Annotated in this window: 16 protein-coding genes; 12 read left to right on the top strand and 4 right to left on the bottom strand. The window is 68.5% G+C overall.

All coding sequences use genetic code 11. The annotated features are described in order from the left end of the window. Positions 1 to 35: 35 nt before the first annotated feature. The gene (locus BJ988_RS14380; protein ID WP_008357862.1) at positions 36 to 1,127 is read left to right on the top strand and encodes a branched-chain amino acid ABC transporter permease; all 1,092 of its coding nucleotides are present in this window, start codon (positions 36 to 38) and stop codon (positions 1,125 to 1,127) included. Between the two features lie 53 nt (positions 1,128 to 1,180). Next, the gene (locus BJ988_RS14375) at positions 1,181 to 2,467 is read left to right on the top strand and encodes an ABC transporter substrate-binding protein (RefSeq protein ID WP_008357860.1); all 1,287 of its coding nucleotides are present in this window, start codon (positions 1,181 to 1,183) and stop codon (positions 2,465 to 2,467) included. A gap of 160 nt (positions 2,468 to 2,627) precedes the next feature. Here BJ988_RS14375 and BJ988_RS14370 read toward each other — a convergent pair whose 3' ends face one another. The 4 genes from BJ988_RS14370 to BJ988_RS14355 all read right to left on the bottom strand — a co-directional run bounded on the left by BJ988_RS14370 (position 2,628) and on the right by BJ988_RS14355 (position 6,705). Beyond that, a complete protein-coding gene (locus BJ988_RS14370) occupies positions 2,628 to 3,128 on the bottom strand; it encodes an acyl-CoA dehydrogenase family protein (RefSeq protein ID WP_008357858.1) in 501 nt (166 codons plus the stop codon). Beyond that, on the bottom strand, positions 3,073 to 3,681 hold the full coding sequence (locus BJ988_RS14365; RefSeq protein WP_343051842.1) for an SDR family oxidoreductase: 609 nt from the start codon (positions 3,679 to 3,681) through the stop codon (positions 3,073 to 3,075). The genes BJ988_RS14370 and BJ988_RS14365 overlap by 56 nt, the downstream gene beginning before the upstream one ends. Positions 3,682 to 3,905: 224 nt before the next feature. Then, positions 3,906 to 4,382, bottom strand: a complete 477-nt coding sequence (locus BJ988_RS14360; protein ID WP_008357853.1) for a (2Fe-2S)-binding protein — start codon at positions 4,380 to 4,382, stop codon at positions 3,906 to 3,908. Between the two features lie 4 nt (positions 4,383 to 4,386). After that, entirely contained in the window at positions 4,387 to 6,705 is a 2,319-nt protein-coding gene (locus BJ988_RS14355) for a molybdopterin cofactor-binding domain-containing protein (protein WP_008357851.1), read from the bottom strand. A gap of 379 nt (positions 6,706 to 7,084) precedes the next feature. On the opposite strand from BJ988_RS14355, the gene BJ988_RS14350 reads away from it, so the two are divergent. From BJ988_RS14350 to BJ988_RS14305, 10 genes are all read left to right on the top strand, one after another. Further along, positions 7,085 to 8,020, top strand: a complete 936-nt coding sequence (locus BJ988_RS14350) for a LuxR C-terminal-related transcriptional regulator (protein WP_179658592.1) — start codon at positions 7,085 to 7,087, stop codon at positions 8,018 to 8,020. 74 nt (positions 8,021 to 8,094) lie between these two features. After that, positions 8,095 to 9,108: a helix-turn-helix transcriptional regulator gene (locus BJ988_RS14345; protein WP_050800654.1), complete on the top strand. Its 1,014-nt coding sequence runs from the start codon at positions 8,095 to 8,097 to the stop codon at positions 9,106 to 9,108. Positions 9,109 to 9,244: 136 nt separating this feature from the next. Beyond that, positions 9,245 to 10,204, top strand: a complete 960-nt coding sequence (locus BJ988_RS14340; RefSeq protein WP_008357841.1) for an NAD(P)H-dependent flavin oxidoreductase — start codon at positions 9,245 to 9,247, stop codon at positions 10,202 to 10,204. Between the two features lie 30 nt (positions 10,205 to 10,234). After that, the gene (locus BJ988_RS14335) at positions 10,235 to 11,803 is read left to right on the top strand and encodes an AMP-binding protein (protein WP_008357839.1); all 1,569 of its coding nucleotides are present in this window, start codon (positions 10,235 to 10,237) and stop codon (positions 11,801 to 11,803) included. Beyond that, positions 11,800 to 13,392, top strand: a complete 1,593-nt coding sequence (locus BJ988_RS14330; RefSeq protein ID WP_008357837.1) for an acyl-CoA carboxylase subunit beta — start codon at positions 11,800 to 11,802, stop codon at positions 13,390 to 13,392. The genes BJ988_RS14335 and BJ988_RS14330 overlap by 4 nt, the downstream gene beginning before the upstream one ends. 10 nt (positions 13,393 to 13,402) lie before the next feature. Then, a complete protein-coding gene (locus tag BJ988_RS14325; protein ID WP_179658591.1) occupies positions 13,403 to 15,409 on the top strand; it encodes an acetyl/propionyl/methylcrotonyl-CoA carboxylase subunit alpha in 2,007 nt (668 codons plus the stop codon). After that, complete coding sequence (locus BJ988_RS14320; RefSeq protein WP_008357833.1) at positions 15,402 to 16,190, top strand: enoyl-CoA hydratase/isomerase family protein; 789 nt, start codon at positions 15,402 to 15,404, stop codon at positions 16,188 to 16,190. The genes BJ988_RS14325 and BJ988_RS14320 overlap by 8 nt, the downstream gene beginning before the upstream one ends. Next, the gene (locus tag BJ988_RS14315) at positions 16,187 to 17,014 is read left to right on the top strand and encodes a TIGR03084 family metal-binding protein (protein WP_218860867.1); all 828 of its coding nucleotides are present in this window, start codon (positions 16,187 to 16,189) and stop codon (positions 17,012 to 17,014) included. Before BJ988_RS14320 ends, BJ988_RS14315 begins: the two co-directional genes overlap by 4 nt. Next, entirely contained in the window at positions 17,011 to 18,867 is a 1,857-nt protein-coding gene (locus BJ988_RS14310; protein WP_040755024.1) for an acyclic terpene utilization AtuA family protein, read from the top strand. Before BJ988_RS14315 ends, BJ988_RS14310 begins: the two co-directional genes overlap by 4 nt. After that, complete coding sequence (locus tag BJ988_RS14305) at positions 18,855 to 19,541, top strand: TetR/AcrR family transcriptional regulator (RefSeq protein ID WP_008357826.1); 687 nt, start codon at positions 18,855 to 18,857, stop codon at positions 19,539 to 19,541. The genes BJ988_RS14310 and BJ988_RS14305 overlap by 13 nt, the downstream gene beginning before the upstream one ends. Positions 19,542 to 19,601: the final 60 nt, after the last annotated feature.

Here is a 19,601-nt window from a genome sequence, read left to right as displayed (position 1 = left end):
ACGCGTCCAAGCGCCGGGGACGTCCGTACCGGAACATGACACTCAGTCATGCGGCGGACCTGAGGACGATTCGCGGCCCCTGGCGCATCGCCTTCTCGGTCGTACTCGTTGCCGTGTTCTTTGCTCTGCCGGTCCTGATCTCCGACGCGACACTGGGCACCCTGATCCTTTGTGGGGCCTTCGCGATCGGCGCCATCGGCCTCAATCTGTTGATTGGACTGACCGGCCAGGTGAGCCTGGGCCACGCCGCCTTCGTCGCCATTGGCGCCTACTGCACCTCGTACCTCGGTGATGGACGCGGCTGGCCGTTCCTGGCCTACTTCGCCACGGCGATCGTCCTCGGACTCGTCGCCGGCGCGGTGATCGGGCCATTCGCGCTGCGACTGCGCGGAAACTACCTCGTGATAGTGACCATCGGCCTCGTCTTCGTGTCGGAGCATGTCCTGCGCAACTGGGAGAGCTTGACCCGGCCCGTCCGTGGAACCGCACCCACCCGCGACGCCGCGGTGGCGATCGGCCCGCTCGACTTCGGCGCCGGTCTCGACCTGGGTAGCGCGCTGTATACCCGTGAGCAGTCGATGTTCTGGCTCACCTGGGCACTCGTGGCGCTGGCGGCGGTGGTGGCGCACAACCTGACCCGCAGCCGGGTCGGCCGCGCGATGCAGGCAGTTCGAGATCGTGATCTGGCGGCCGAGGTCATCGGCGTGGAGCCGGGCCGCACCAAGATCGGCGCCTTCGCCGTGGCCAGCGCCATGGCGGCGGCAGCCGGCGTCATCTACGCGCTCGGTCTGGGCGCCATCGACTACCAGGAGCTCTCCGGTATCCACGGTCTGTTCATGTCGATCACCTTCGTCGCGATCATCATCCTGGGCGGCCTCGGCACCGTCCACGGGTCGATCCTGGGGGCCCTGCTCGTGGTCTACGGGCAGCGCCTCATCGCCAATGAGGGCGCCGCGATGCCGATCCTGGGCATCCCGGTCGAGCGCGGCTGGATGAGCACCGGCGAGCTCAACGGGGTCCTCTTCGGAGGTCTCATCATCGTCTTCCTGCTGCTCGAGCCACGGGGGCTCGCCGCGTTGTGGGCGAGGGTCCGGACCTGGTTCCAGGGCTGGCCGTTCGCCTACTGACTTCCCATCGCAAGCGCTGTCCCGACACCACACAATTCATGAGGAGCGTCACCATGCAACATCTACGCCGCCGTACCACGGCGGGGATCACCATCACTGCCCTCTGCCTGGCGGCCCTCGCGGCCTGTGGCCGGGCCGATTCCGGGAGCGGAAGCTCCGGGGGGCAGGGCTCTGCGGGAGCGCCGGCAGAGGCGCCCGGCTTCGACGGCACCACCATCACGGTCGGGGCACTCACCCCGACCAGTGGCCGCGTCGCCGTGATCGGCAACCCGGTCACTGTCGGCAACCAGATCTACTTCGACATGATCAACGAGTCGGGCGGTATCGCCGGCAAGTACCCGGTCGAGGTGCTGGTGCGTGACAGCAAGTACGAGTCGACGACCGCGGCCCAGGAGTACCAGGCCACCAAGGACGAGGTGTCCATGTACGTGCAGCTCCTGGGCACGCAGGTGGTGAGCTCGCTCCTCCCGGACCTTGCGCAGGACGGCATCGTTGCCTCGCCTGCGTCCCTCGACTCCTTCTGGGTTCGCGAGCAGAACCTGCTGCCCTGGGGTGGGCCATACCAGATCCAGGTCGTGAACGGCGTGGACTGGTACCTCACCGAGGGCGGCGGAGAAGGCGAGACGATCTGCTCGCTGACCCAGGACGACGCGTACGGTGCCACGGGCCGCGACGGCTTGGCGTTCGTCGCCGAGCAGCACGGGATCAAGCTCGGCAAGCAGGTGCAGTTCACCCTGGGGACGACGGACTACACGACCCACATCAACCAGCTCAAGGGCGCCGGCTGCGACGCCGTTCTGCTCACCGCGACGCCTGCAGACACGGCAGGAGCGCTGGGCAAGGCTGCCCAGGTAGGCTTCGAGCCGCAGTGGCTGGGACAGTCCCCGACCTGGCTGAAGCCACTCTTCGAGGGCGACCTGAAGGACTACGCGGAGAAGAACCTCGTGATCCTCGCCGAGGGCGGCTCCTGGGACAAGTCGGCTTCCAAGGGAATGGGCGACATGATTGCGGCCCTGGAGAAGTATTCCCCCGACACCCCGGCTGACTGGTACCTCACTGTCGGCTGGACACAGGCCCGCGCGACGCACCAAGTGCTCGAGGCAGCCGTCGAACGTGGCGACCTCTCCCGTGACGGGCTCATCGAGGCGATGAACAGCCTGGATACGATCACCGCCGACGGCATGTTCGGTGACTACGGGTGGGGCGCGCCGGAGGAACGCGAGCCGCCGCGTACCAGCACGATCTACGCCGTCGACATCGACGGGTCTCCGATGGGCATCACGCCCAAGGCACAGGACTACACCTCGGACGCTGCGGCCGAGTACTCATTCGACGACTGAACGACTTGCCCAGCATGCTGCCGAACACCGCTGCTCTCGGGGACTGGGGACTGGCTCGACCAGATCCGACAGATCCTCGAGAGCAGCGGTGCAGCAGGCAGGGCTTCCAGCACCCCGAGCAGAATGCCCACAGGAACCGCCGATTCTGTCGACGATCTCATCAGAACAGGCTCTTGGCGATGATCTCCCGCTGGATCTCGTTCGTGCCGCCGAAGATCGGCGGGGCCAGGGCACGACGGACCTGGTACTCCATTCCGAACTCGCGCGCGTAGCCGGCGCCACCCATGAGCTGCATGCCTTCGAGCGCGGCCCGCTTTGCGTCCTCGGTAGCCCGCATCTTGGCCATCGACGACTCCTTCGCGAGGCTTTCCTCGTGACCGTCGTCGACAGCCTGGGCGACGTCGTAGAGGAGTGCTCGTCGGCCGTTTCCAATACTGAACACCGCGATGATGAGGCGCTCGACCCCCAGGCCGCGCATCAGATGGTTCCAGCCCTGGTCCGGTTCACCGATCATCACTCGTTCGAGAACGAGGCCGACGCCTGCGCTGAACACGGCCACCAGGTCCCGGCCGAAGTCGTCGACGGTGTCGGTCTCGGTGCTCTGGTCAGCGCTGACGAAGGCGACAACGCCGGTGGGTGCCAGGACCGGGGGCGGCGACATAGGCGTGGGAGTGCATGACGGACTGGATGCGTGAATGGACCCGCGGATGGTCGAGTGCGTTGCGCACGATCGTCGGACGTCGTTGCGCACCGTCTCGCCCTTGAGCAGGTCTCCGATCGGGTGGTAGGGACTGCCCGCCTCCGACGGCGCGAGCCTCCTCCGGGCCGCTGTTGATGTGGAAGGCTGCCGGAACCCAGCGCCGGTTGTCGAGCCAGGAGAACAGCGTGCGGTCGAAGTCCATCTTGGCGGCCTCGTGCGGAACGTCGGCCACGAGCTCGTAAACGGTGTTGGCCGTGCGCAGCCGGCGTAGTGATTTGTGCAGGGCGTGCACCGACTCGGTTCGAAGTCTCAGGTCGAGGTAGCGGGTCGCGAGCTGCATCCTCCTCAGCTCGTCGAGCGCGATGGCGGCGCGCTCGGCGTCGCTGGTCCTCCCCATCTCCCAGGCGTAGTTTGGTGGGGATGGTCCCGGTGCGAGCGCGTTCACCCGAATTCCGTACGTCCCCCACTCGACAGCCGGCGACATCGTCATCGCGTGCACTGCCGTTTTCGCTATCGCCGACGAGACGACGTACGCCGACCCCGCTCATACCCAGGTTGTCTGGATCAAGAGGATGCTGCCAGCGAGCCCGTCTCGGATCCATCGCTTCCGGCCGCATGAGCGGTGTGGAAGGGCCGGCGCGGGTGCCGCTGTGAGCGGCTCGGCCCGAACAAGGTGGCGCTTCCTACACCGGCGCAGGTCCTTCGCGCGAGGTTGATGCCGACGTGTCGCCGCGCGGGTCACATCCTGGCGGCGCCCGTCTTGATCGCCTCACGCAAGCGAGGGTAGGTGCCGCAGCGGCAGATGTTGCGCAGACCGTCGAGGTCGTCGTCGGTGATATCGCGGCCCTCGGCCTTGACCCGACGGACCAGGTCGACGGCGGCCATGATCTGGCCCGGCTGGCAGTAGCCGCACTGGGCGACGTCCTCGTCGAGCCAGGCCTCCTGCATGGGGTGCAGGTCGGCGCCGACGGTCTCGGGCAGGCCCTCGATGGTCGTGATCTCGTCGTCGGAGCCGATGTCCTTGACCTGCACCGAGCAGGGGTTGAAGGCCTTGCCGTTGATGTGGGAGGTACAGGCCTTGCAGACGTTGATGCCGCAGCCGTACTTCGGGCCGGTGACCCCCAGCAGGTCACGGAGCACCCAGAGCAGGCGTACGTTGTCGGCGACATCGACACTGACTCGCTTGCCGTTGACGATGAAGGTGTGGGTGGGCATCTGCTCACTCCTGGAGGTAGGTCAGACCGTCAGTCGGAGACTGCGGCACGGGCGGGATGGTCGGCTTGACCTCGAAGTGCGACGGGTCGTGGTGGTTGATAGGGAACTCCGTCGGCGTCTTGCCGGTCGCCCGCGCGTAGGCGTTCGCGGTGGCCGCCATCGATGCGGCCACGGCGAGCTCGCCGGCGCCGCCTGGGTCCTCGGAGTCGTTCGGGACGATGATGACCTCGACGGTCGGTGGCGTGTTCCACTCGCGGGTGTAGGCGTAGTTGTCCCAGCTGGCCTCGAGGAAGTAGCCGTCACGCAGGTGCAGGCTGGACGTGAGCGTCTGGGCGATGCCGTCCATGGCGCCGCTCATCATCTGGGCGTCCAGACCGCGGGGGTTGACCACGAGACCGGCATCCACACCAATCACGACCTTCGTGACGCGCGGGCCGGTCACCCCCTCACGTACCTTTCGGTTGACTGTCTCAGGACGGCAGTCGATCTCGACGAGGCAGGCGGAGAAGCTGTGGTACTCGTTGTTGATCGCGATGCCCTGGGCCGTGCCCGCCGGCATCGCCCGGCCCCAGTGTCCCTGCTGTGCGACCGCGTCGAGCACCGTCTTCGCACGCTGCTCGCGGACGAAGGCCTGTCGGAATCGGTAGGGATCCTTCCCGACGGCCGCGGCGATCTTGTCAACGGTGAGCTCACGAGCCGTGGCGACGTCGGGGGAGTAGATGTTGCGCATGGCGCCGGTGGTGAAGCCGAGATCGATCTCGTTGAGCAGCTGTGTGCTGACGCCGAAGTCGTAGTGGTAGGCCTGGGTCAGTGCGAAAACGGTCTCGGAGAAGCCGAGGTCGGCGACCGGCAGCCGCGGGGCGGTCGCCGTGAGGACGTCGCCGAACCCGTGGGTGAAGTCGTTCTTGACGCCAGTGTGTCGAAGCTCCCAGGTCAGCACCTCCCCCGCCAGCACGGTCGCCCGGATCCGCGTGGTGGCCATGGGGTGCACCCGGCCCTGACGCGAGTCGTCGGCGCGGTGCCACATCAGCTTCACCGGCACCCCCATCGCTTTGCTCGCCTGCGCGGCCTCCACGGCAGCGTCTGGGAAGACCTTGCGCCCGAACGAGCCGCCACCGGTCACGACATGGATCGTCACCGATGTCGGTGGCAGCCCGAGGATCTCGGCGATCCGCTCCTGCGCGACGATCGGCGCCTTGAAGCCGCCCCACACCGTGGCGCGACCGGGGCGTACGTCGGCGATCGCGCAGTTGGTCTCCAGCGCGGAGTTCGAGCGGAACCAGAAGGTCGAGTTCGTCTCCACGGTCTTGGCCAGCAGCGGCACCTTCGGGACGGCCAGGGGGATCTCCGCGCGACGTACCCGTTCCAGGATGTCGGCGTCGCTGAGCCCGTCGACCGGGCCCGGACCCCAGGTGACGTCGAGGGCGCGGATGGCGTCGATGCACTGGCCGAAGGTCTCGGCTCGCACCGCCACCCCGGTAGGGATCTCCGCGACGTGGGTGACCCCCGGCATGTCCAGCACGGCCGCTCGGTTGCGCACCGAGTCCACTTTGCCGTTGAGCGTGGGTGGCCGGCACAGCATCGTCGGCAGGGCCCCGGGCACGTCCATGTCCATCGTGAACTGCTTGCGTCCGGTCACTGCGGCGCGCGCGTCGATCCGGTTGCGTGGTGTGCCGATGACGGTGAACTCGGCGGGCTCCTTGAGTTGTGCCTCGACCTCGACGGTCTCGTCCACCGAGGCTGAGGCCGCCAGCTCGCCGTAGGAGATCTCCACCCCGTTCGGCGCGAGCACCTTCCCATCGACGGTCTTCAATGCAGCGAGGGGCACGTCGCCGCCGAGCATGGTCGAGGCCGCGTCCAGCAGCCGCCTGCGCGCGATCGCGGCCGCTGTGCGGATCGGGAGGTACGTCGTCATCGTGGTGTTGCTGCCGCCTGTCAACTGATTCATCAGCAGTTCAGGGCGCGCATCGGCGAGGGTGATCTCGATCTTGTCCAGGCCGATGTCGAGCTCGTCGGCGATGATCATGGCCGTCGAGGTCGTGATCCCCTGGCCGACCTCCATCCTCGGCAGGGCGAAGTGCACGGTGCCGTCCTCGCGCAGGTCGAGCGAGATCAAGTTGGCCGTCGGCGCGACCGCCAAGAGCTGAGCGTCGCTCAGATCCATGATGTCCGCGACCCCCGGCGGGGTGATCACCTTGGCCGCCGCGCGCTGCTCCAGGCCGAGCGACACGGCCACCGACAGGGTCGGAGCCGCCACTAGATAGCCGAGCAGCGTACGCCGGCTGGTTCGTGGTCCATCGTATGTCGTTTCGTCCTGTGTCATTGCAGCCCTCTGCTTCCGGGAACCTTCGATCATGAGAGGTGATCTGGGCCACAACGTAGCTGCGGTTCAGCGCTGTTGCGAGAGTGGCGATGACCGGTTCATCCCATCGGACACCGGTTTCCTCCCAGGGGCTGACGTTCGAACCCGCGCCAACCGCGGTGGAGTCGCCTCGGTCCGGTAGCACCAGAACGTCGACACCCGAGTGCGCGCGCCCTGGTCGGTCGCCGATCCTCGATGTGATCGCGGGTTCACATCTCCGATTGCGACGCCTGGGACCCCTGGCCGCCTATGAGGGGCGCCACGAACCTTGACGAATGTGACTGATGTCGCAACAATTGCTGAGATAGTGAATCGCGATACACAAAAGGGTGGGTGGGCAGTGACCACACAAACGGTTGTCGGCGGCAGCGTCACATGGCCCGAGCTCGAGGATCCGGCCGGTTCCTCGGCGCGGTTGTCCGCGGTGGTGGAGAAGGCCGCATCGATGGCGACCGTCGGGTCGCTGGGGAGCCTTGTCGAGCTGGCGCCATGGCTGATCTGTGAGGCTGGCGGGTTGGACCGCGCGATGCTCTCCCGAGTCACCGGATCCGTCTGGACACCCCATGCCCTGGCGATCACGAAGGGTGAAGACGATCCCGTCAACACCGTGCTCGCCGAGAGCCTTGTGGGGCTGTCGATCCCGCTCAGTGGGTCCCTGGTGGAGACCGAGGTGCTGAGGCGGCGGCAGACGCTGCTCGTCGACCGTCCCAGGCCGAGATCCCATTCCTCGAGCGTGATGGGTGAGCTCTCCCACTCGCGGTCGTACGTGGTTGCCCCGATCGTCATCTCGGATCGGGTGTCCGGCTTCCTCCACGCCGACAGCTTCACGACCGGCCGTCCACTCGGGGAGACCGACCGTGTCCTGCTAGCGACCTTCGCCGGGATCTTCGGGCTGCAGTACGAGCGCTGCATCGCGGCAGATCGTCTCCGAGCGCAGAGCGAGGCGGCCGCGGCCGCCCTGAGCGCGGCCGCCTCGCAGCTGGTCTCGACAGTCAGACCTACCTTGCGACAGGCGGAGCCGAAAGCACCTGTCCGTCGGCGGGCCACCCCGGAGTCGGTGATGACGACCACCTCCGGGCTCACGTCGCGCGAGTTGGGCGTCCTGCGGTTGATCGCCACCGGCGCCACGAACACTCAGATCGCCTCGGCACTGGTGCTCTCGGAGAGCACCGTGAAGTCGCACGTCAAGCACATCCTGCACAAGCTCCCGGCCGCGAACCGCGCCGAGGCAGTGTTCAGGTTCAAGCAGTTGGAGCAGCAGGGACTCGCCTCATGAGGCTGGGCGAGCGGGCTCGTTCCGAGCCGCGACCTTCAGGGTGCTCCAGCGAGCATGTGCTGGGAGCCAGGATCTTGGACCTGGCGGACCGTCAGGCGGTAGGTGATGTCGACGCTACCGAGTGGGACCTCGGCCGCGAGATCGATGCGATCACGGGCGCCGTCGATCAGAACGATGCTGCGGTCCACGCGCAGCGGCTGATCGACACCTGCAGCGCCGTGAGGCGACTGAACGCGGTCCCGACGTCTCGCCGGCTGGTCGGCGACGCATGTGCCGAACTCGTCGAGTGCTGTGCCTTCGGGCGCGCGGTCCTCTCACGTGTCGAGCACGCGACCTGGCGACCTATGACCGGCCGCTTCGTCACGGGGCGCTCCGAATCGGAGTGGCTCGAGACATGGATCGACAGGCCGATCGAGCTGGACGAGATGCTGGTCGAGACCCGGGTGGTGCACGACCACCAGCCCGTACTCGTCGAGGACACTGCCAGATCGAGAGTCTATCGGCCCATGATCATCGATGCGGGCCGTTCCGGCTCGTACGTGGTCGCGCCTGTGGTGGTGCGCGGGGAGGTCGTGGCGCTCCTCCATGCGGACCACGGGCCGGTCTCGAAACGCTGCGATGGCGTCGACCGAGACGTGCTCTGGACATTTGCGCAGGGGTTCGGTCTCATCTACGAGCGGCTCCTTCTCGCCGAGGAGTACCGCGCGCAACGAACGCGTCTGCACGACGCTCTGGCGTCGACACAACATTTGCTGAGCTCCCCGAGCGGGGATCTGGTTCCGGATGGTATCGACGAAGGCGGCCCGCTGTGCGGGCCCCTCCTGGGCGGTGTCCTGGACGAGGTCGTTGGCCCGCAGGCCGTTGAGAGCGGTGCCGGAACCTTGGCAGAGGTCACCGAGGAGCCCCTCACCAGCCGGGAGCGTGACGTGCTCGAGCTGATGGCCGTGGGGGCGACCAACCCCATGATCGCGAGCGAGCTGGTCATCTCGGCGAGCACGGTGAAGTCCCATGTCCGCCACATCCTGCGCAAGCTCGGGGCCGTGAACCGCGCTCAGGCGATCGCGCGGTACCTCGGTTCGCCCGACTGATGGTCGCAGGCTCACCCCATCGGGCGGTGGTTTCCTCCCGCAGGCTGACGTTTGCAGTGACAGCGCTCACTAGGTTCGATGACAAGCCGCAGCCGCGGCCTCGGAGAGTGTGGCCAACAGGCTGAGAGGAACGACAGTGGCGTTGACCGAGTGGACCGACCGCCTACGTATCCCAGCCATCGCCGCCCCGATGACCGACGTGTCCGGGCCCGACTTGGTGGCCGAGGCGTGCTGCGCCGGAGTCGTGGGCGCGTTTCCGAGCCACAACGCGGCGAGCTCGTCGGAGCTGGAGCGGTGGCTCGCGGAGATCAACGAGCGACGCGCACACGTGGGCACGGGCACCCAGGCCGCGCCGGTCGCCGTCAACCTGGTCGTGCACCCGACGAACAGCCGGCTCGACTCCGACCTGCGTGCGGTGCTGAGCGGCGGCGTCGAGGTCGTGATCACCAGCGTCGGATCCCCCAGATCGATCGTCGGCCCGCTCCATGACGCCGGGGTGACGGTTCTCGCTGACGTCGCGAGCATCCACCACGCGCGCCGTGCGATCGATGCCGGTGTGGACGGCGTCGTCCTGCTCACCGCCGGTGCCGGAGGGCAGACGGGATGGGCCAACGCGTTCGCGTTCACCCGGGCTGCACGGGACGAGTTCGACGGGATGGTGGTGCTCGCCGGTGGGGTGAGCGACGGAGCCGGGATTCTGGCTGCGCGCGTGCTCGGCGCCGACCTGGCCTATCTCGGGACTCGCTTCATCGCGACCACGGAGAGCCTCGCGCCCGCGGCGTACAGGGCCGGAGTCGTCGCAGCGTCGCTGGACGACGTCGCCACGACCACGCAGGTCACCGGGCTCGCCGCCAACGTGCTCTCGGAGTGGCTACGAGGTGTGGATCCGGCCATGGGCGGCGGGCACGACAGCGAGGCGGGCTTCTCGGTGGACCGGCTCCTGTCCCAACGCGGGGTGTGGGCGGCGGGCCACTCCGTCTCGGGGACCGATCGCGTGCTGCCCGTGGCCGAGCTGGTCGCGCTGCTTGACCGCGAACTGCGCGAGGCGCGGTCGCGCCTGCTCGCGGCGGCATTCACCCAAGTCGAGAACGACTGAGTCAGAACCGGAAGCTGGAGGTCAAACATCATGTGGGGAACACTTCCCGAAGTCTTCGACCGGGTGTGCGCGAGCTACCCGGAGCGCACCGCGATCCTGGACGGCGACCGGTCACTCACCTACCGTGAGATGCACGAGCTCGCGAACCGCATCGCCAACGGGCTCGGCTCGATGGGCGTCGCGAGCGGCGAGCGGGTCGGGCTGCTCCTGCCCAACACGCTGGAGTTCATTCCTGTGCAGCACGGCGTCTGGAAAGCCGGCGCGGTGCTGGTGCAGATGCCGACGCGTGCCGCGGCGAGCGTGCACCGAACGAACCTCGAGCAGACCAACGCTATGACGCTGATCTATCACTCCGACTTCGACTCGGTCGCCGAAGAGCTCGCCGGCAGCCTGCCGGGGCTCAAGAAGCTGATCAGGGTGGCTCCCAGCGCAGCAGAGGGCGGGCCCGCGGGGTCGGTCGATCTCGGCGAGATGACCGCGGCGCAGCCGGCGACACCTCCGGACGTCGTCGTGCAGGAGCACGACGAGGCGTACGTCCTGTTCACCTCGGGCAGCACGGGCGACCCGAAGGGCGTCGTGAACTCGCACTTCACCTGGGCGCACTACAGCATCACCGCCGGCCTAGAGATCGGAGACACCCGGCCGGGTGAGATCTTCGCGCACGGCGCCCCGCTGACGCACTTCACCCAGGTCTTCGTGATGCCGACGTTCATCCGTGGGGGCACCAACGTGATGCTCCCCGGTCTCGACGTGGAGGTGCTGCTCAGCTCGATCGAGAAGTATCAGGTGACCGCGACGGCCCTGGTTCCGACGATCGTCTACCTGTTGCTCGACCACCCGCGCCGGGCCGAGGCCGATCTGTCGAGCCTTCGCACCGCGGTGTACGCCGGCGCCCCGATCGCTCCCGACCGGCTCAAGGAGGCACTGGACGCCTTCGGCCCGATCTTCGTCCAGACCTATGCCGGCACCGAGCCGGGCTACATCTCGGTGCTGCGGAAGGAAGACCATCGCGTCGACAGCGACGAGGCGGTCCGGAGGCTGGCGTCGGCCGGCCGGCCGATCCCGTACGTCGGGGTCAGCATCCAGGACGTGAACGACACTCCGCTTCCGGCCGGCGAGGTCGGCGAGATCTGCTCCAAGCAGCTCGGCCAGATGCTCGGGTACGTCGACGCGTCCCGCAACGCCGAGGCCCTACGGGACGGGTGGGTTCACACCGGCGACCTCGGCTACCTCGACGACGACGGCTACCTCTACATCGTCGACCGTAAGAAGGACATGGTCATCAGCGGCGGGTTCAACGTGTTCCCGCGGCAGGTCGAGGACGCGTTGCTCACCCACCCCGCGGTCGCGCAGACGGCCGTGATCGGCGTACCGCACCCGAAGTGGGGTGAGGCGGTCCACGCCTTCGTCGTGCTCAGGCAGGGAGCCGAGGCTGCCCCCGAGGAGCTGATGTCAGTCGTCAAGAAGGAGCTCGGCAGCGTGTCCGCGCCGAAGACCATCGACTTCCTCGACAGCCTTCCTGTCAACCCGGCCGGAAAGCTGGACAAGAAGACCCTCCGAGCGCCCTTCTGGTCGGGACGCGACAGGCAGGTCGGATGATGACGTCCACAGCAACCACCGGCGACCCCACGTTCGACGAGAACCGTCGCGCACATCTGGCAGCCATCGCGGAGCTGGACGAGCAGCTCGACCTCGTCCGACAAGGCGGGGGAGAGCGCTATGCCGAGCGGCACCACAAGCGTGGACGTCTGCTGGTCCGCGAACGTCTCGAGCTGCTCCTGGACCGCGACACCCATTTCCTCGAGCTGTCGTCGCTGGCGGCATGGGGCAGTGCGTTCACCGTCGGGGCCAGCATCCTGACCGGCATCGGTGTCGTGTCCGGCGTCGAGTGCGTGATCATCGCCCACGACCCGACGGTCCGCGGTGGCGCGATGAATCCGTTCACGCTCAAGAAGAACCTGCGTGCGCTCGACATCGCCAGGATCAACCGACTTCCCGTGGTCTATCTCGTCGAGTCGGGCGGTGCGGACCTGCCCACCCAGTCCGACCTCTTCGTCGACGCAGGCAAGATCTTCCAGAAGCTCACCCAACTCTCTGCCGAGGGCATCGCCACCATCGCGCTGGTCTTCGGCAACTCGACCGCAGGCGGCGCCTACGTGCCGGGGATGTGCGACTACGCGGTCTTCGTCGACGGCCAGGCCAAGGTCTTCCTCGGCGGGCCGCCGCTGGTCAAGATGGCGACCGGCGAGGACGCTGACGACGAGTCCCTCGGCGGCGCCCGGATGCACTCCGAGGTCTCGGGTGTCTCCGACCAGTTCGCCGTCGACGAGCCCGATGCGATCCGCATCGGCCGACAGATCGTGGCTGACCTCGGCTGGCGCAAGCTCGGGCCAGGTCCGAGCCTCCCGGCCGACCCACCGAAGTACGATGCCGAGGAGCTGCTCGGCATCATGCCGGCCGACTTCCGGGTCCCCGTCGACCCGCGTGACATCCTCGCCCGGATCGTGGACGGCTCGCGCTTCAGCGAGTACAAACCTCGCTACGGGACCAGTCTGGTGACTGGCTGGGCCTCGGTGCACGGGTTCCCGATCGGCGTGCTGGCCAACCACCGTGGCGTCCTGTTCAGCGACGAGGCCAAGAAGGCGACCGAGTTCATCCTGCTCGCCAACCAGAGCGACACGCCGCTGCTGTTCCTGCAGAACACCACCGGCTACATGGTGGGCACGGCGTACGAGCAGGGCGGGATCATCAAGGACGGCGCGAAGATGATCAACGCAGTCGCCAACTCCACCGTCCCGCACATCACGATCAACATCGGAGCATCGTTCGGCGCGGGGAACTACGGGATGTCGGGTCGTGCCTACGACCCGCGCCTGATGTTCGCCTGGGTGGGCGCACGGCTCGCGGTGATGGGCGCGGCGCAGCTTGCCGGAGTGCTCTCCATCGTCGGTCGGCAGGCGGCCGAGTCCAGTGGCCGTCCCTTCGACGAGGCCGCCGACGAGCAGCGTCGCCACGAGATCGAGGAGCAGATCGAGAACGAGTCGCACTCGTTCTTCACCAGCGCACGGATCTACGACGACGGGGTCATCGACCCCCGCGACACCCGCAGCGTCCTCGGTGTGGCGCTGTCCGCGATCCATTCACAGCGCGTCGAGGGCCGTCGTGGCTTCGGCGTCTTCCGGATGTAGGAGCAGGCCGATGCCAAGGATCAAGAAACTGCTCGTCGCGAACCGCGGCGAGATCGCCACCCGGGTGATCAGGTCCGCGCGCGAGCGTGACGTCGATACGGTCGCCGTCTACTCCGAGCCCGATGCCGACGCCACCTTCGTCCATGCCGCCGACCAGGCGGTTCCCCTTCTCGGCGCCTCACCCGCGGAGACGTACCTGCGGGCCGACCTGGTGATCGCGGCGGCGAGGCATGTCGGCGCGGACTCGGTCCACCCGGGCTACGGCTTCCTCTCCGAGAACGCCGACTTCGCCGAGGCGTGTGCCGAGGCCGGCATCACCTTCATCGGACCACCTCCGGCCGCGATTCGGGCGATGGGCTCGAAGACCGCTGCCAAGCAGCTGATGGCGGAGGCCGGTGTCCCGGTGCTCCCCGGGATCGTGATCGACGAGAACCAGGAGTTCGGTGCGGATCTCGCCGAGCGGGCCGCCGGCGATATCGGCTTCCCGCTGCTGGTGAAGGCGGCGTACGGCGGTGGCGGCCGTGGCATGCGGATCGTCGAGTCGGCCGACGAGCTCGAATCGACCGTGGCCGCGGCGAGACGAGAGGCCGTCAGCGCCTTCGGGAACGGCGCGGTCTTCCTCGAACGCCTCGTCATTCGGCCGCGACACATCGAGGTGCAGGTCTTCGCCGACTCCCAGGGGCAGGTCGTGCACCTCTTCGAGCGCGAGTGCTCGATCCAGCGGCGCTACCAGAAGATCATCGAGGAGGCACCGTCTCCCGTCGTCGACGAGGAGCTCCGTTCGGAGCTCGGTGCGGCCGCGGTGGCCGCGGCGAAGGCGATCGGGTATGTCGGGGCAGGCACCGTCGAGTTCGTGATGGACCCCAGCGGTGAGTTCTACTTCCTGGAGGTCAACACCCGACTCCAGGTGGAGCACCCGGTCACCGAGCTCGTCACCGGGCTCGACCTGGTCAAGCTGCAGATCGCCGTTGCCGAGGGTGAGCCGTTGCCGCGCAGCGTGACCGAGGCGCGACTCAGCGGCCATGCGATCGAGGCGCGACTCTATGCCGAGGACGTTGCGGCCGGCTACCTGCCCGCCACCGGCGACCTGCACCTCTTCGAGGTGCCGCAGCTTCCCGGGCTCCGGGTGGACTCGGGGGTCCGCTCGGGAAGCCAGGTGAGCGTCCACTACGACCCGATGCTCGCCAAGGTCATCGCGTACGGAGCCACCCGCTCCGAGGCCGCTCGCCTGCTGTCGCGGGCGCTCTCGGAGGCACGCGTCCACGGTGTGGTGACCAACCGGGACCTGCTGGTCGGCGTCTTGCGTGAAGAGGAGTTCCTCGCAGGCCAGATCGACACGGGCTATCTCGAGCGGCACTCTGCAGCCGACCTGATGGCCGCCGACCCGCATCGCGACCAGATCCACGCCGCCGCGGTGGCGTTGGCCGACCAGGCGGCTCGCCGCGCGGCCGTGGCGGAGCTGCCCGGCCTTCCGTCGGGTTGGCGCAACGTACCGAACGCTCCGCAGTGGGCCTCCTACGCGCCCGCCTCGGCCGGTGATCAGGACGCGGAGCTCTCGGTGTCGTACCGGATCACGGGCTCATCGGCCGACGTCACCGTCGCCGGCGTGCCTCTGGGGAACGTGGTGCTGCACTCGTGCACCCGCGACCAGGTCGACCTCGTCGTCGATGGCACCCGCCATCGCGTGCTGGTCGCGCGAGCCGGTGACGAGCGCTTCGCGGACTCTCGCCTGGGCGCAAGCCACTTCATCGAACTGCCCCGCTTCCCGGACGCCGCCGATGAGGCAGCGGCTGGGTCGTTGCTGGCGCCGATGCCCGGCACCGTGGTCCGGGTCGAGGTCGAGGCAGGTGCCGCCGTCGAGACCGGCGAGGTCCTCGTCGTCCTCGAGGCGATGAAGATGGAGCACGCCGTCCGGGCCCCGCAGGGCGGCGTCGTGGCCGAGGTCAAGGTGGCCGCGGGCGACACCGTCGACCAGGGCACCCTGCTCGCGGTCGTGAAGGAGGCCGAGGGTGACTGAGATCATCAGCTCCGAGTCGGTCGACGGACAGGTCCGCTACGAGCTCGAGGACGGCGTCGCGTGGGTGCGGATGGACCGACCCGAGGCGCGCAACGCGCTCAACAAGCGGGTCCGGGACGGCCTGCACGCCGCCGTGAAGCGGTTCAACTCCGACGAGGAGGCCAAGGTCCTGGTACTGACCGGAGAGGGATCGGCGTTCTGCGCCGGCGGGGACCTGAAGGAGATGGCCGAGACCGCCCTCCAAGTGCCGCCGGTCGACTTCGTCCCGCAGCTCGGCCGCACCATACCGGTCTTGAAGCCGACGATCGCCGCGGTGAACGGTCTCGCTCTCGCCGGAGGCTTCCTGCTGGCGCAGAACTGCGACCTGTGCGTGGCGGGGGAGTCGGCGAGGTTCGGCATCACCGAGGTCAAGGTGGGCCGCGGTGCGCCGTGGGCGGCGCCACTGCCGTGGCTCATCCCGCCGCGGGCTGCCATGGAGATCCTGCTGACCGGCGACCTCGTCGACGCGGCGAGGGCCGAGCGGCTGGGTCTGGTCAACCATGTGGTGCCCGATGCCGACCTGCACGACTTCGTGCAGGCGCTCGCCCGGCGGATCGCCGAGAACGCTCCGCTCTCGGTGCAGGCCGGCAAGCAGACCGCCCGCCTGGTCGCCGAGCTGCCGCTCTCGGAGGCGTACGAGCGCGCCGAGCGCATCTGGGAGCCGGTCTACCTCAGCCGCGACGCGCAGGAAGGGCCCCGCGCGTTCCGAGAAAAGCGAGCCCCACAGTGGGAGGGACGATGACGATGTCGGACAAGGCAGCCGCATTGGCAGGAATCTGTGCCGACCTGAAGGCCGAGGGAGACACTCTGCTCGAGACGCTCCGGGGTCTCGACGAGGAGGACTGGGGGCGGGACACGCCGGCGGAAGGTTGGACCGTCCGCGATCAGGTCACTCACCTGGCGTTCTTCGACGACGCCACGGTCCTCGCCCTGCGCGACCGGGCGGGCTTCCTCGCTCAGCGTGAGGAGCTCCTCGCACTGGGGCCGAGATTCCCGGACGTCGTGGCCGAGCGGGCCGGCTCGCTGGCGCCGGATCAGTGCCTGGACTGGCTGCGGCGATCGCGGGCCGAGCTGCTCGAGGCCTACGACGCCGCCGACCCTTCGGTGCGACTGCCCTGGTACGGCCCGGACATGGGCGTGCTGTCGTCGGCGACCGGTCGCCTGATGGAGACCTGGGCCCACGGCCAGGACGTTCGGGACAGCTTCGGCATCCCGCCGGTGTCGACGCCGCGGCTGCGGCACATCGCCGACATCGGAGTACGCACGTACGCCTTCAGCTTCCAGCTGCACGGCCGCGACGTTCCGACGGCGCCGGTGAGGGTCGAGCTCGCGGGGCCGGACGGGAGCGAATGGGCCTGGGGTCCTGAGGGCGCGGACGACGTCGTCGTCGGCTCGGCCCTCGACTTCTGCCTCGTGGTCACCCAGCGGCGCAACGTCCTCGACACGGGGCTCACGGTCAGTGGTCCCGCTGCACAGGCATGGATGCAGGTCGCCCAGGCGTTCGCCGGGCGACCCACCGAACCCAGACCGGCAGGCCACCTCGCCACCCAGGGGGTGGCACGATGACCGCGCCCAGGCGCCCTGTGCGCATCGGGAACGCGTCCGGCTTCTATGGCGACCGTGCGGCCGCGATGCGGGAGATGGTCACCGAGGGACCTCTCGACGTCGTGACCGGCGACTACCTTGCCGAGCTCACGATGCTCATCCTGTGGAAGGCGCGGAGGAAGGATCCGTCGGCCGGATACGCCCGCACCTTCCTGGCGCAGATGGAGGAGGTCCTGGGAGGGGCATTGGACCGTGGCGTACGCATCGTCACGAACGCCGGCGGCCTGAACCCCGCGGGGCTTGCCGAGAGGCTCGGTGAGCTTGCCGAGAGGCTCGGTTTGGCCCCCAGGATCGCCTGGATCGAAGGCGACGATCTCTCGACGCGTGTCGAAGACCTCCTGGCGGCGGGGCACGACCTCAAGCATCTGGACACCGGACGGTCGTTGGCCGACGCCGGTGTCCGCCCGGCGACCGCCAACGCCTACCTGGGCGGCTGGGGGATCACCGAGGCGCTCCGCGCAGGGGCAGACATCGTGGTGTGCCCGCGGGTCACCGACGCCTCGCTCGTCGTCGGACCGGCGGCCTGGTGGCACGGCTGGAGCCCGGACGACTACGACGCCATCGCCGGAGCCGTCGCAGCGGGGCACGTGATCGAGTGCGGTCCGCAGGCCACGGGCGGCAACTACCCATGGCCCGAGGAGATCGTCTCGCCCGGCTACCCCGGATACCCGATCGCCGAGGTCGCCGCCGACGGCTCTGCCGTCATCACCAAGCACCCGGATACCGGGGGAGTGGTCTCGGTGGGAACCGTGACCGCGCAGCTGCTCTACGAGATCGCCGGCCCGGACTACCCCAACCCGGACGTCGTGGCTCGCTTCGACACCGTGCGCCTGAGCCAGGAAGCACCCGACCGAGTGCTGATGAGCGGGACGAAGGGCGCCGCCCCGTCGGGACTGCTCAAGGTCGCCCTCAACTACGTCGGCGGATACCGCAACACGATGACCTTGGTCATCACCGGGCTCGACGTCGAGGCCAAGGCAGCGGCGGCCGAGGTGATGCTCTTCGACATCCTGGGGGGCAAGGAGCAGTACGACGAGGTCGACGTGCGGCTGATCCGATCCGACAGGCCCGACGCACCGACGAACGCGGAGGCGCAGGCACACCTCCGCATCACGGTCAAGAGCCACGATCGCGACGTCGTCGGACGCAGGTTCTCCAACGCGGTCATGGAGCTCTTCCTCGGCGGGTATGCCGGATTCCATGCCACGACACCGCCCACCGACGCCACCGAGTTCGGCGTCTACTGGCCCGCGCTGCTACCGGCCGAGACCGTGACCCAGACCCTGCACCTCGCCGATGGTCCCGTCGCCGAGATCCCGCACGCGGCTCCGCCGTCCCCGTCCACACCGGAGTCGTACTCACCACGGCCTTCGGTCGCGAGCGGGCCGAGCGCGCAGACGGGGCCGACCGGTCCCGCCGCGGCGGCGGTCAGAGCACCGCTCGGCGCCGTCGCCGGAGCTCGCTCGGGGGACAAGGGCGGCAACGCCAACGTCGGCATCTGGGTACGCACCGACGAGGAGTACGCCTGGCTCGAGGCGCACCTGAGCATCGACGAGTTCCGTCGACTGCTTCCCGAGGCCGACTCCCTCCCCGTGCATCGCTACGAGCTGCCCAACCTGCGTGCGCTCAACTTCGTCGTGGTCGGTCTGCTGGGCAACGGGGTCGCCGACGCCACCAGGCCAGATCCGCAGGCCAAAGGTCTGGGCGAGTACGTCCGCTCGAGGCTCACCGACATTCCCGAGGCGTTCGTCACCGCCCGTGCCGCGCAAGAGGAACCACAACGACCAGGAGGAGGAGCACCATGGCCGGAGTAGCAGCGAGCGAGTGGCGTGGCGCCGACCCGCTCGACCCGAGGCGTACGCTGCATGGCGTGCCGAGCCCCGAGACCGCGCCTGGACCACGGCGAGGTCCACGCACCCGGGACCCTGCCCGCAAGCAGCGCATCCTCGCCGCGGCGGCGGACCTCATGGCGACCAACGGGTACCACGCCGTCTCCATGGAGGACATCGGGTCGGCGGTCGGGATCACGGCATCGGCGATCTACCGCCACTACGGCAGCAAGAACGCCGTGCTCGTGGCGATGTTCGAGTCCGTCATCGACGGTCTCCTGGCGCAGGGACAGCAGCTGGCCGCCGACCACGGCGCCGACCCCTTGCACGCACTCACCCAGCTGATCGAGGGCCAGATCGACTTCGTCGTCGGGCAGCGCGAGGTCGCCCAGGTCTACTTCCGCGAGATCGCCAACTTGCCCGATGACGACCGTCGCGGCCTGCGCCGCAAGCAGCGCCTCTACCTGGAGGAGTGGGTTCATCTACTCCTCGAGCTGCGACCCGACCTGGACGACACCTCGGCGCGGGCGATCGTGCACTGCGCGATCGGCGCCATCCAGTCGACCCTGCAGCACTCCGCCGGCCTGCCTGAGCCCCGTCTGCGGGCTCTGCTCGGGGCATCAGCACTGGCCGTGCTGACCTCCGCACCCTCGAACTGACTCGCCCGGCCCCATCGGGGCCCAACCTCGCGCCGGCCACCGTTCCGGCAACTCAGGAGA

The sequence above is a fragment of the Nocardioides panzhihuensis genome, assembly GCF_013408335.1.
Lineage (GTDB): Bacteria > Actinomycetota > Actinomycetes > Propionibacteriales > Nocardioidaceae > Nocardioides > Nocardioides panzhihuensis.
This window is presented reverse-complemented; position numbering and strand designations above follow the sequence as displayed.

Bases quoted from the DNA above. Each gene is read 5' to 3' on its own strand.
- BJ988_RS14380 (WP_008357862.1), top strand. From the start codon at position 36: ATGACACTCAGTCATGCGGCGGACCTGAGGACGATTCGCGGCCCCTGG.
- BJ988_RS14375 (WP_008357860.1), top strand. From the start codon at position 1,181: ATGCAACATCTACGCCGCCGTACCACGGCGGGGATCACCATCACTGCC.
- BJ988_RS14370 (WP_008357858.1), bottom strand. From the start codon at position 3,128: ATGTCGCCGCCCCCGGTCCTGGCACCCACCGGCGTTGTCGCCTTCGTC.
- BJ988_RS14360 (WP_008357853.1), bottom strand. From the start codon at position 4,382: ATGCCCACCCACACCTTCATCGTCAACGGCAAGCGAGTCAGTGTCGAT.
- BJ988_RS14355 (WP_008357851.1), bottom strand. From the start codon at position 6,705: ATGACACAGGACGAAACGACATACGATGGACCACGAACCAGCCGGCGT.
- BJ988_RS14335 (WP_008357839.1), top strand. From the start codon at position 10,235: ATGTGGGGAACACTTCCCGAAGTCTTCGACCGGGTGTGCGCGAGCTAC.
- BJ988_RS14330 (WP_008357837.1), top strand. From the start codon at position 11,800: ATGATGACGTCCACAGCAACCACCGGCGACCCCACGTTCGACGAGAAC.
- BJ988_RS14325 (WP_179658591.1), top strand. From the start codon at position 13,403: ATGCCAAGGATCAAGAAACTGCTCGTCGCGAACCGCGGCGAGATCGCC.
- BJ988_RS14315 (WP_218860867.1), top strand. From the start codon at position 16,187: ATGACGATGTCGGACAAGGCAGCCGCATTGGCAGGAATCTGTGCCGAC.
- BJ988_RS14310 (WP_040755024.1), top strand. From the start codon at position 17,011: ATGACCGCGCCCAGGCGCCCTGTGCGCATCGGGAACGCGTCCGGCTTC.
- BJ988_RS14305 (WP_008357826.1), top strand. From the start codon at position 18,855: ATGGCCGGAGTAGCAGCGAGCGAGTGGCGTGGCGCCGACCCGCTCGAC.